This is a genomic window from Polymorphobacter sp., assembly GCF_048007885.1.
Taxonomy (GTDB): domain Bacteria; phylum Pseudomonadota; class Alphaproteobacteria; order Sphingomonadales; family Sphingomonadaceae; genus Sandarakinorhabdus.
This window is the reverse complement of record NZ_CP180346.1, coordinates 632,092-643,240: the sequence shown is the minus strand read 5'-3', so window position 1 is coordinate 643,240 and position 11,149 is coordinate 632,092. Positions and strand designations below refer to the sequence as shown.

7 protein-coding genes and 1 pseudogene are annotated in these 11,149 nt (G+C 66.8%); 3 read left to right on the top strand and 5 right to left on the bottom strand.

The annotated features are described in order from the left end of the window. The gene (locus ACMVO5_RS03155) at positions 1-2,622 is read left to right on the top strand and encodes an HAD-IC family P-type ATPase (protein ID WP_416909288.1); all 2,622 of its coding nucleotides are present in this window, start codon (positions 1-3) and stop codon (positions 2,620-2,622) included. Here ACMVO5_RS03155 and ACMVO5_RS03150 read toward each other — a convergent pair. The 3 genes from ACMVO5_RS03150 to ACMVO5_RS03140 all read right to left on the bottom strand — a co-directional run bounded on the left by ACMVO5_RS03150 (position 2,588) and on the right by ACMVO5_RS03140 (position 6,933). Beyond that, positions 2,588-3,757, bottom strand: a complete 1,170-nt coding sequence (locus ACMVO5_RS03150; protein ID WP_416908626.1) for an acetate/propionate family kinase — start codon at positions 3,755-3,757, stop codon at positions 2,588-2,590. The two genes, ACMVO5_RS03155 and ACMVO5_RS03150, sit on opposite strands and share 35 nt — an antisense overlap. Beyond that, positions 3,754-4,686, bottom strand: coding sequence for a bifunctional enoyl-CoA hydratase/phosphate acetyltransferase (locus ACMVO5_RS03145; protein ID WP_416908625.1), 933 nt, complete (start codon positions 4,684-4,686; stop codon positions 3,754-3,756). Before ACMVO5_RS03145 ends, ACMVO5_RS03150 begins: the two co-directional genes overlap by 4 nt. Before the next feature lie 84 nt (positions 4,687-4,770). Beyond that, on the bottom strand, positions 4,771-6,933 hold the full coding sequence (locus tag ACMVO5_RS03140) for a PQQ-dependent dehydrogenase, methanol/ethanol family (RefSeq protein ID WP_416908624.1): 2,163 nt from the start codon (positions 6,931-6,933) through the stop codon (positions 4,771-4,773). A 408-nt stretch (positions 6,934-7,341) separates the two neighbouring features. On the opposite strand from ACMVO5_RS03140, the gene ACMVO5_RS03135 reads away from it, so the two are divergent. Continuing rightward, positions 7,342-8,847, top strand: a complete 1,506-nt coding sequence (locus ACMVO5_RS03135) for a flavin-containing monooxygenase (protein ID WP_416908623.1) — start codon at positions 7,342-7,344, stop codon at positions 8,845-8,847. Positions 8,848-8,929: 82 nt separating this feature from the next. Here the strand turns inward: ACMVO5_RS03135 and ACMVO5_RS03130 are convergent. Further along, positions 8,930-9,610: pseudogene (locus tag ACMVO5_RS03130) on the bottom strand (AraC family transcriptional regulator ligand-binding domain-containing protein); the annotation flags it as partial. After that, positions 9,610-9,888 (bottom strand): hypothetical protein, encoded by a 279-nt coding sequence (locus tag ACMVO5_RS03125; RefSeq protein ID WP_416908622.1) that lies wholly within the window; start codon positions 9,886-9,888, stop codon positions 9,610-9,612. The pseudogene ACMVO5_RS03130 and the gene ACMVO5_RS03125, both read right to left, overlap by 1 nt. 290 nt (positions 9,889-10,178) lie before the next feature. Here ACMVO5_RS03125 and ACMVO5_RS03120 point away from each other — a divergent pair, with 290 nt between their 5' ends. Further along, positions 10,179-11,105 (top strand): alpha/beta hydrolase, encoded by a 927-nt coding sequence (locus ACMVO5_RS03120; protein ID WP_416908621.1) that lies wholly within the window; start codon positions 10,179-10,181, stop codon positions 11,103-11,105. Positions 11,106-11,149 lie beyond the last annotated feature (44 nt).

Below are 11,149 nucleotides of genomic sequence, written 5' to 3'. Positions count from 1 at the left end.
ATGGCCCTGAAGGATCCGCACGCGCTGAGCGCTGAGGATTGTCTGGCGGCGCTGGACAGTGGGCCTGACGGGCTGGGCGCGGACGAAGCGGCGCGGCGGCTTGCGGCAGAGGGGCCGAACCGGCTGCCCGAGACGGCGGTGCACGGGCCATTCCGGCGGTTTCTGGCGCAGTTCGGGAATGTGCTGATCTTTGTGCTGCTGGCGGCGGCGGCGGTGACGGCGCTGCTGGGCCATTGGATCGATACCGGGGTGATTTTGGCCGTGGTGCTGGTCAATGCGGCGATCGGCGTTGTGCAAGAGGGCAAGGCGGAGGCGGCGATGCGCGCCATTCGCGCCCTGCTGGCGCCGCAGGCCACGGTGATCCGCGCTGGCTTGCGGCTGCGTGTTGACGGGGCCGGGCTGGTGCGGGGCGATGTGGTTGTGCTGGAGGCCGGTGACAAGGTGCCGGCCGACCTGCGGATCATCGAGGCGAATGCGCTGGCCGCGCAGGAGGCGATCCTGACCGGCGAGTCGGTGCCGGTGGAGAAAGGCAGCGCGGCGGTGGCGCGCGAGGCTTTGATTGGCGACCGGGCCTCGATGCTCTGGTCGGGCACGCTGGTGACGCAGGGCACAGTGACCGGGCTGGTGGTGGCGACCGGGGCTGCGACGCAGATCGGACGGATCGGCGGGCTGCTGGCGGGCGTCGAGACGTTGAAGACGCCGCTGGTGCAGCAGATGGACGTGTTTGCGCGCAGGCTTTCGGTGTTGATTCTCGCCGTCTCGGCGCTGCTGCTGGCCTATGGGCATTTCGTCAGCCGGATGGCGTTTGGCGATCTGTTCATGGTCGTTGTCGGGCTGGCGGTGGCGGCTATCCCCGAGGGGCTGCCGGCGGTGATGAGCATCACGCTGGCGATCGGGGCGCAGGCCATGGCGGGCCGCAACGCCATTGTGCGGCGGCTGCCGGCGATTGAAGCGATCGGCTCGGTGTCGGTGATCTGCACCGACAAGACTGGCACGCTGACCAGAAGCGAGATGATGGTGGCCGCCGTCGAGACGCCCGAGGGGCGGTTTCGGGTCGGCGGCGACGGCTATGCGCCCGAGGGGGTGATCACGCCGGCGGGCGACCTCGGCCGGCTCGCCGAGGCGGCGGCGCTTTGCAATGATGCGACGCTGGCCTGCGAGGCCGGCGTATGGGCGGTGACGGGCGACCCGATGGAGGGTGCGCTGCTGGCCTTTGCCGGCAAGGTGGGCGGCGATTTTGCGGGCGAACGCTGCGACGCCGTGCCCTTCGACAGCCGGACGCGGTTCATGGCCGTGCTCTGCGCGCGTGGCGGCGGGCGGACCCTGTTTGTGAAAGGCGCGCCCGAGCGCGTGCTGGCGATGTGCGGCGACGTGGATGTGGCCGACTGGACGGCGCGGGCGGATGCGATGGCCAGCCGCGGGCTGCGGGTGCTGGCGCTGGCGGCGCGGGACGGCGACGGCCCGAAGATCAAACAAGAGGCGCTGGAGGGCGGGCTTCGCCTGCTCGGGCTGGTCGGGCTGATCGACCCGCCGCGCCCGGAAGCGGTGGCGGCGGTGGCGGCCTGCCGGGCGGCGGGCATCAGGGTGAAGATGATCACCGGCGACCATGCCGGAACGGCGGCTGCCATTGCCGCCGAGATCGGGCTGGCGACGCCCGACCGGGTGTTGACCGGCCGCGATCTCGATGCGCTGGACGATGCGGCGCTGGCGCGCGAGGTGATGAGGGTTGACGTGTTTGCCCGGACCAGCCCGGAGGACAAGCTGCGGCTGGTCACGGCCTTGCAGGCGCATGGCCTGTCCGTGGCGATGACGGGGGACGGGGTGAATGATGCGCCGGCGCTGAAGCGGGCGGACGTCGGCGTGGCGATGGGACTGAAGGGGTCGGCGGCGACCAGGGAGGCGGCTGATCTGGTGCTGGCGGACGATAATTTTGCCACTATTGCGGCCGCCGTGCGCGAGGGGCGGAGGGTCTATGACAATCTGCAGAAGGTGATCAGCTTCACCCTGCCGACGAGCGCGGGGGAAGCGCTGGTGCTGGTGCTGGCGCTGCTGTCAGGGTTGGCGCTGCCGGTGACGGCGGTGCAGATTCTGTGGGTCAATCTGATCACCGAGGTGACGCTGGGCCTGGCGCTGGCCTTTGAGCCGACCGAGGCGGCGACCATGAAGCGGCCGCCGCGGGCGCGCGATGCGCCGATCCTGTCAGCGACGCTGGTCTGGCATGTGGTATTTGTGTCGCTGCTGTTTCTGGGGGCGGTGTTCGGGGTCTTCCGCTTTGCCATCAGCCTGGGCCATGACCTTGAGGTGGCGCAGACGATGGCGATGAACATGCTGGTGGTGCTGGAGATTTTTCACCTGTTCTTCATCCGCAACATTCATGGCACCTCGCTGACCTGGGCGGCGGTGCGCGGCACGAAGGTGATCTGGGTGGTGGTGATGGTGGTGACGGCGGCGCAATTTGCCGTGACCTATCTGCCGCCGCTGCAGGGGATTTTGGGGACCGAGGCGGTATCGCTTCAGGACGGGCTGCTGATCGTGGCCGTTGGTGCGCTGTTCTTCGCGCTGCTGGAGGCCGAGAAGCACATCCGGCTCATGATGCGGGAGAGGCGCCGAGGACGGCGTTGACCCCGTCGGCGATGGCCAGCTCTTCGTCGGTGGGGATGACGAGGACGGCGAGGCGCGAGGCCGGGGCGGCGATGTCGAGGGCGCCGGCGGCGTTGGCGGCCTCGTCGATGACGGCGCCGAGCCAGGCGGCCCCCTGCCCCACTCGCTGGCGGATTTCGGGGGCGTTTTCGCCCACGCCTGCGGTGAAGACCAACGTGTCGAGGCCGCCGAGCGCGGCGGCGAGCGCGCCGATGTGGCGGGTGATGCTGGCGATGAACAGGTCGATGGCCTCGGCTGCGGCGGGACTGTCACTGGTGAGCAGCGTCTGCATGTCGGCCGACAGGCCGGAGACGCCGAGCAGGCCGGAACGATTGTAGAGCAGATCGCTGAGCGCGGCGCTGTCCATGCCGCCGCTGTCGAGCAGGTGGAGCAGGACGCCGGGATCGATGGCGCCGCAGCGGCTGCCCATGACCAGACCGTCGAGGGCGGAAAAGCCCATGGTGGTGGCGACGCTCGCGCCGTTCTTCATGGCGCAGAGGCTGGCGCCGCTGCCGAGATGGGCGACGATGGCGCGGCCGCCGGCCTCGGGGCCATGGAGCGCGCGCAGGCGCCCGGCGATATGGGCATAGGACAGGCCGTGAAAGCCATAGGCGATGATGCCGGCGTCGCTGAGCGCGCGCGGCAGGGCGTAAAGCTTGTCGAGGCGGGGGCGGGCGGCGTGGAAGGCGGTGTCGAAGCAGCCCACCTGCGCCGCTCCGAGGAGCCGGGCCATGGTGAAGCGGACGATGGCGAGATTGTGCGGCTGATGCAGGGGGGCAAGCGGCACCAGGGTTTCGAGCTGGGCAAGCACGCTGTCATCGAGCCGGGCGGGCGCGGAGAATTGCGCGCCGCCATGGACAATGCGGTGGCCGACGGCGACCACGCCTTCGAGCAGCCTTTCGGCGGCGAGCGTATCGAGGACATGGGCGGCTGCGGCCGGCAGATCAGCGGCGGCAACGGACCGGGTTTCGGGCGGCGCGCTGCCGAGGCGGAGCGCGAGCCGGGGCTCGGTTCCGATGCGCGAGAGATTGCCGCTGGCGAGGCGGGCATCGCCCTCGAAGACGGCGAACTTGAGGCTCGACGAGCCGGCGTTGAGGACCAGCAGGCGCGGGCTCATTGCGGCGGCTTCAGCCTCTTGTGGCGCGCCAGCAGCAGCGCGGCGGCGCATGACGCGAGTCTGGTTGCCTCATCGTCGGCGCGGCTGGTGAGCACGATCGGCACGCGCGCGCCGACGACGATGCCGGCCGAGAGCGCGCCGGAGAAATAGGTGAGCTGCTTGGCGAGCATGTTGCCGGCCTCGATATCGGGCGCGATCAGCACATCGGCGCGGCCGGCGACCTCGGAGACGATGTGCTTGGCGGCCTTGGCGTCGGGCGAAATGGCATTGTCGAAGGCCAGCGGACCATCGACGGTGGCGCCGACGATCTGGCCGCGCTGCGCCATCTTGGACAGCGCTGCGGCATCGATGGTGGCCGGCATGGCGGGATGCACCGTCTCGACTGCGGCAAGCACGGCGACGCCCGGGGCCTCGATGCCGAGTGCCAGCGCGCAGTCGATGGCATTCTGGACGATGTCCTTCTTGGTGGCGAGATCAGGCGCGATGTTGATCGCGGCATCGGAGACCAGCAGCAGGCGTGGATAATCGGGCACTTCGAAGATGAAGACATGGCTCATGCGCCGGTCGGTGCGCAGCCCGCTGTCTGCGTTGACGACCGCGGCAAGCAGCTCGTCGGTGTGCAGGCTGCCCTTCATGACGGCCGCCACGCGCCCGGCACGGACAAGGCGGCAGGCTTCGTCGGCGGCGGCGTGGCTGTGTTCGACGGCGACCAGCTCGAAGGGCGTGATGTCGAGGCCGGCTTCTTCAGCGGCGGCGCGGATCTTGATTTCGGGGCCGACGAGCACCGGCAGGATCAGGCCGGCGCGGGCGGCCTCAAGGGCGCCGCCGAGTGCATGGGCGTCACAGGGGTGGACGATGGCGGTCGGGACCGGGTCCGGAGCGGCCGCGCGGGCGATGATGTCGGCGATGCGGCGGGGCGGCGTGCTCATGGCGATGAGCATATCATCAGAAAGCGGCTGCGGGGGAGACGATCCCTCGCAGCCGCATTCATTTGCCGGCCTGGCAGGTGAGGCTCAGTAGCCCAGTGCGCCTTCGGCCGCGAGCTTCTGGCCTTCGTCGCTGGCGAGGAAGCGGGCCTGTTCGCCGACATAGGCGCGCACGGCTTCGATCTCGTCCTGCGAGAACCATTTGGCGAAGCTGACCATGCCTTGGTCGCGCAGGATGCCGCCGTGCACGACTTCGGACCAGAGGGTCTTGTCGGCGAGCGCCGAGGCGCGGCGCAGATCGGGGACGAGGCCGGACGACCGCGCGCCGCCGCCGTGGCAGATGCCGCAATTGCCTTCGTAGATGTCCTTGCCCATGGCGATCTGCTGGGCGGTGAAGGTCTCGCTTGGCGGGTTCGGCGGCGCCAGCTCGGGCGAAACGTATTTGGGCAGCGTTTCGGTGCCGCCCAGCTTGAAGACCAGCATGCGGCCATTGGGCTGGATGCGCTGCGGACCATCGGGAAGCCCGCCGGCCATGCCCCAGGCGCCGCCATAGCCGACCGAGACGGCGACATATTGCGTGTCACCGACCATGTAGCTGACCGGGCCGGCGCCGATGCCGCTCGGGGCGTCGAACGACCAGAGCCGCTTGCCGTTGGTGGCATCAAAGGCCTGGAACTTGCCCCGGGCATTGCCCTGGAACACGAGGTTGCCGGCGGTGGCCAGCGCGCCGCCGTTCCACGGGCCGTCATACTGGACGCGCCAGGCTTCCTTCTGCTTGACCGGATCCCAGGCGACCAGCTGGCCCTTGAGCAGGGCCCGCGTCGCGCGGGTGGCTTCGAGGCTGTTGGTGGGGGCATTGAGTGCCCAGGCGACCGCGAGGTTCCAGGCGCCGGGCTTATGGTTGTAGCCGGTGTCGGTCTGATAGGCGCCGGGGATTTCCTGTGCGGGCAGATAGACCAGCCCGGTCTTGGGGCTGAAGGCCATCGGATGCCAGTTGTGCGCGCCCAGCGCCGAGGGCGAGACCAGCGCGGTGGTCTTGTCCGGATAGCGCTGCCCGGCGACTTCGATGGGCCGGCCGGTCTTCATGTCGACGCCGCTGGTCCAGGTTTGCGGGACAAAGCCTTCGGCCGAGATCAGCTTGCCGGTTTCCCGGTCGACGACGTAGAAGAAGCCGTTCTTGGGTGCCTGCATCAGCACCTTGCGCGGCTTGCCGTCGATGGGCAGCGTGGCGAGCATGATCGGCTGGGTCTGGGTGAAGTCCCAAGTGTCCCCGGGTGTGCCCTGATAGTGCCAGAGATATTCGCCGGTGTTGGGGTTGAGCGCCACGACCGACGAGAGGAAGAGATTGTCGCCCTTGCCGTTGGAGCGGATCTGGTGGTTCCAGGGGCTGCCGTTGCCGACGCCGATGTAGAGCTGGTCGAGCTCCTGATCATAGACGATGGCATCCCAGACGGTGCCGCCGCCGCCGGCTTCCCAGAACTTGCCGTCCCAGGTCGGGTCGGCCATGGCCTTGAGGATGGCATCGGAGACTTCGCCGTCCGGGCCCTTCGCCGGGTCACCGGGGACGGTGTAGAAACGCCAGAGCTTCTTGCCGGTTTCAACGTCATAGGCAGACACATAGCCGCGCACGCCAAGCTCGGCGCCGCCATTGCCGATGATGACCTTGCCCTTGACCACGCGCGGGGCGCCGGTGATCGTGTAGGGCTTGGACTGGTCGAGGGTGACGGTCGACCATTTGACCTTGCCGGTGGCGGCATCGAGCGCGATCAGCCGGCCATCGAGGGCGCCGAGGAACAGCGTGCCGTTCCAGGCGGCAACGCCGCGGTTGACGACATCGCAGCAGGCGGCATGGCCGCGATCCTTGGGGACTTCGGGATCATAGGACCAGAGTTCCTTGCCGGTGACGGCATCGAGGGCGATGACCTTGGACCAGGCGGTGGTGGTGTACATGACGCCGTCGATGACCAGCGGCGTGGCTTCCTGACCGCGGTTGGTGTCATATTCATAGCTCCAGGCGAGGCCGAGCTTGCTGACATTGGCGGTGTTGATCTGGTCGAGATTGGCGAAGCGCTGCTCGGCATAGGTGCCGCCGTGCGTCATCCAGTTGGCCGGCTCGGCGGCGGCACCCATGAGCCGCGCGGCATCGACCTTGGCCATCGGCATGGTGGTGGCTGCATCGCCCTGACCGACGGGCAGCGCCCAAAGCGCCACCGCCATCGCAAGCACACTGGAACCCTTGACAATCCGCATGTTGATCCTCCGCAAATGTTGAAGAATGAGCTGTTGTTATTTTGACCGGAGAATGCGCGAACCACGCGGCGTCGGCAAGCAGCTAATTGTGTGAGGAGACCCGTTTCGATGGCCCCGAAACGGGTCGAAAGGGTCGTCTTCCGATCTTCAGAACGGGCATCAACCTGCTGTTATATTATGAGATTTGTTCGTCCCGTCGATGTTCCATCCGGGCTCTGGATGCCCGGTGGCAGCGACAATCGGGCGCGATTGGCGGTGCTTTGGCAGAAGATGCCAGATTGTTGGCAGATGGCGACGTTGCCCGGCGCGCAGGCACAGGCGACCATGCGCGCGCGGAAGTGTGGGTTGTGTCTTGGCAGTTGCCGGGCGCGGCCGTTTTCAGCCCAGAAGATGAAAGGGGAGATGTCCATGGCCGAGGTGATGGAAAGACAGGCGCAGCAGCAGGCTCAGGATGTGGAGGCCGTTGATGTGCTGATCGTGGGCGCGGGCATTTCGGGGATCGGCAGCGCCTATCACCTGAAGACCCAGTGCCCGGACAAGAGCTTCCTGATGCTGGAGGCGAAGGACGATATCGGCGGCACCTGGCATACTCACCGTTATCCCGGCGCCCGTTCGGACAGCGACCTTTACACCTTTGGCTACCGGTTCAAGCCCTGGGTTGGGCCGCCGATTGCCACGGCCGAGGAGATCAACAAATATCTGCGCGCCGTGGTGGCGGACAATGGTCTGGACAAGGCGATCCGCTTCGGCACCGTGATCACCCGCTGCTCATGGTCGAGCACGGACAAGCGCTGGACCGTGGAGACCCGGACCCGTGACGGCAAGCCGGGGCAGACCTACAGCGCCAATTTTCTGTGGATGTGCCAGGGCTATTACGACCATGAGAACCCCTATCTGCCCAAGTGGCCGGGGATGGAGACTTACAAGGGCCTGCTCGTCCATGCCCAGAAATGGGACGAGACGATCGATTATGCCGGCAAGAAGGTGGTGGTGATCGGATCGGGCGCGACGGCGGCGACGGTGATTCCGGCGATGGCGGACAAGGCTGCACATGTGACCATGCTCCAGCGGTCGCCGACCTATTTCTTCTGCTATCCCAACCGTAGCGACCTCGCTGACAAGCTGCGTGAGATCGGCGTTGATGAGGAGACGGTGCATCGCTGCGTCCGGCTTGATTATCTGGCGTTGGGCAAGGCGCTCGATCGCAGGTCTCGCGAAGAGCCTGACATGGTGTTTGAAGAGCTGAAGGCGATGATCCGGGAATATGCTGGCCCTGACTTTGAGTTTGAGCCGCATTTCACGCCGCGATACCGCCCGTGGCAACAGCGGCTGGCATTCGTTCCTGACGGCGACATGTTCAAGCATATCCGCGCCGGCAAGGTTTCGGCGGTGACCGACACGATCGATCACTTCACGGCCGACGGGATCAAGCTGGCTTCGGGCGAAGAACTGAAGGCCGACATTGTGGTGGCGGCCACCGGCTTCAAGCTGCTGGTGATGGGCGGGATCACGTTCGAGGTCGATGGCAAGGCGGTCGACTGGTCGCAGACGCCGACCTATCGCGGGATGATGTTTGCGGGCGTGCCCAACATGATCTGGGTGTTCGGCTATTTTCGCGCCGCCTGGACCTTGCGGGTCGATCTGGTGGGCGATTTCGTCTGCCGGCTGCTGAAGCAGATGGAGGCGAAGCAGGCCGGCGAGGTCGAGATCGTGGTGCCCGAGGCCCTGGCCGACCAGCCGCTGACGCCGTGGATCGAGGATGACAATTTCAACCCCGGCTATCTGGTGCGCGACATGGACAAGATGCCCAAGCGGCTCGGCGACCTGCCGGAATGGCGGCACACGCAGGATTATTGGCGGGAGGAAGAGCTTCCGGCCATTGATCTGGACGGGCCGGAATTTTCCTATCGCTGAGGATCGCGTAGTCGCGCGTCTGGTTGCGCCGGCGATATTCGAGGGCGCCCATGCCGGCCCAGCGCTTGAAGGCGCGGGAGAAGCTGGAGGGCTCGGCGAAGCCGACGGCAAAGGCGATGCCCTCGACGGTCATGCGGCGGTCCTGCAGCAGGCGGCGGGCGCGGTCGTAGCGCGCCTCGTCGACCATGGCGGAAAAGCGCGTGCCTTCATCAGCGAGGCGGCGGTGGAGCGTGCGTTCCGACATGGCGAAGGCGCGCGCCGCCTCGCTGGCGCTGAGCATGGCACCGTCGCTCTTGCGGAGCAGGTCGGCCAGCCGCTCCTTGAGGGTATCGGGCGCATTGGCGCGGCCGAGCACATGGTCGCAGCGCGCGCAGTAGAGCATCTGCAGATCATTGTCGGCCAGCGGCAGCGGCAGCCGGGCGGCGCCGGGCAGGAAGATCCACTGCGTCTGGTCGGCGTTGAACTCTACCGGACAGGGAAAATAGTGGCGCAGCTCGGCCCAGTTGGGCGGCGGCGGCGCGCTGACGGTGACGCGGGCCAGCGGCAGGTCGCCGCCCATCAGATCGGCAATCAGGGTTCTGACGGCGCCCAGGTCGCGGTGCTGGGTGAAGGCATGAAGATGCGGCAGCTGGTCACCCAATGTGCCGATGAGGGCGCAGGCACCATTGGGGGCGATTTCGAGACGGTAGTCGATCAGCGAATAGGTGAGCGACTGGTAGCGGCAGGCGATGCGCAGCGCCTCGCCGAGCGTCTGCGCGGTCATCATGGCGAGGCCCATGGCGCCATATTTGATCGCCCGGTAGCGCAGGCCGACATTGAACCAGAGCTGGGCGTGTTCGCCGTGCAGTCGGCGAAGCCCTGCTGGAGCATGATCTCTTCCTTGGCGAGCAGCTCCGTGGACCGATCGTCGAGCAGCACGGGCCGGATGGAATTGCTGCGGCAGAAGCTTTCCCAATCGACCTTGAACTCACTGACCAGCGCGCTTCGCATGATGCGCGCGCTGAGGTCAGGCAGCGACGCATAAAGTGCATTGGTGTCCATGATGCTACCCTCCCCGATAAGTGTGTTATATTTGCCCTAGCGCTAACGAGGGTTGGCCGCTTGTGTCAATAAGTTGGCAGATTGCGTCATGGCGCAATCATTGGAAAGCCAGCACGATGGGTGAATAAATAAATAATATAACAGGGGGGAAATCGATGATTTCCATAAACTTACCGCAGCAGCGCCGGCTGCTTCACAAGGCAGTGTTGCACGTATGACACAGTCTTTGTCGACGTGCGTTCGTGGCGTGGGGCGCGCTGCCATGGTTATCGGAACAAGGAATGCGAGACATGGGTGAACCCTTTGTGCTGCCTGAAACCGCAGCTGTGTTGGCTGGCCTTGCCGCGCAGGAGGGGCCGCATCTGGCTGACATGACGGCCGAAGAGATGCGCGCCACCTATCTGCAGCTGGGCGCGCTGTTCGATGTGCCGGTCGAGGCCGGGGTGCGGACGCGCGACTTCAGCCATGGCGGCGTTCGGCTGCGGGCCTATTTTCCGGGCGCGGCTGCGGCTGGTCCGGTCATTCTCTACATGCACGGCGGCGGCTGGGTGATCGGCGACCTTGATACCCATTCGCCGGTCTGTTCGCTGATTGCCGCCCAGACGGGCTTGCGCGTGGTGGCGGTCGACTATCGGCTGGCGCCGGAGCATCCTTATCCGGCCGCGCATGACGACTGCATGGCAGCGGCGCATTTCGTGGCGGGCGGCCCGGACGAGCTGGAAGCGCCGGTGACGGGCCTGGCTGTGGCCGGGGACAGCGCCGGCGGCAATCTGGCGCTTTATGTCGCCAGCGAGATGCCGGCGGGCGCGGTGTCGGCGCAGCTGCTGATCTATCCGCTGGTGGATTGCACCAGCCCGGAGGGCGGCTCCTACAAGGACTTTGCCGAGGGCTTTGTGCTCGACCGCAAGCTGATGGACCGGTTCATCGACGATTATCTGCCCAACGCCGCCGATGCGGGCGGCAAGGCGGCATCGCCGCTGCTGCATCCGCTGCCGGCGAGCCTGCCGCCAGCGGTGATCGTGACCGCCGGGCTCGACCCGCTGCGCGATCAGGGCCGGGCGCTGGCAGGTGCTGTGGCGGCGCTGGGCGTGGAGACGCATTTCATCGAGGCGGCCGGGCTGATCCATGGCATGGCAACGATGCGGGCGTCGTTTCCGACCGCTGACACGATCATCCGCAAGGCGGTCGCGCTGTTTGCAGGCGCGATCAAGGGATGATCGGCAAGACCAATCAACACAAGGCGTTCGGCTTTCGAAGCGCC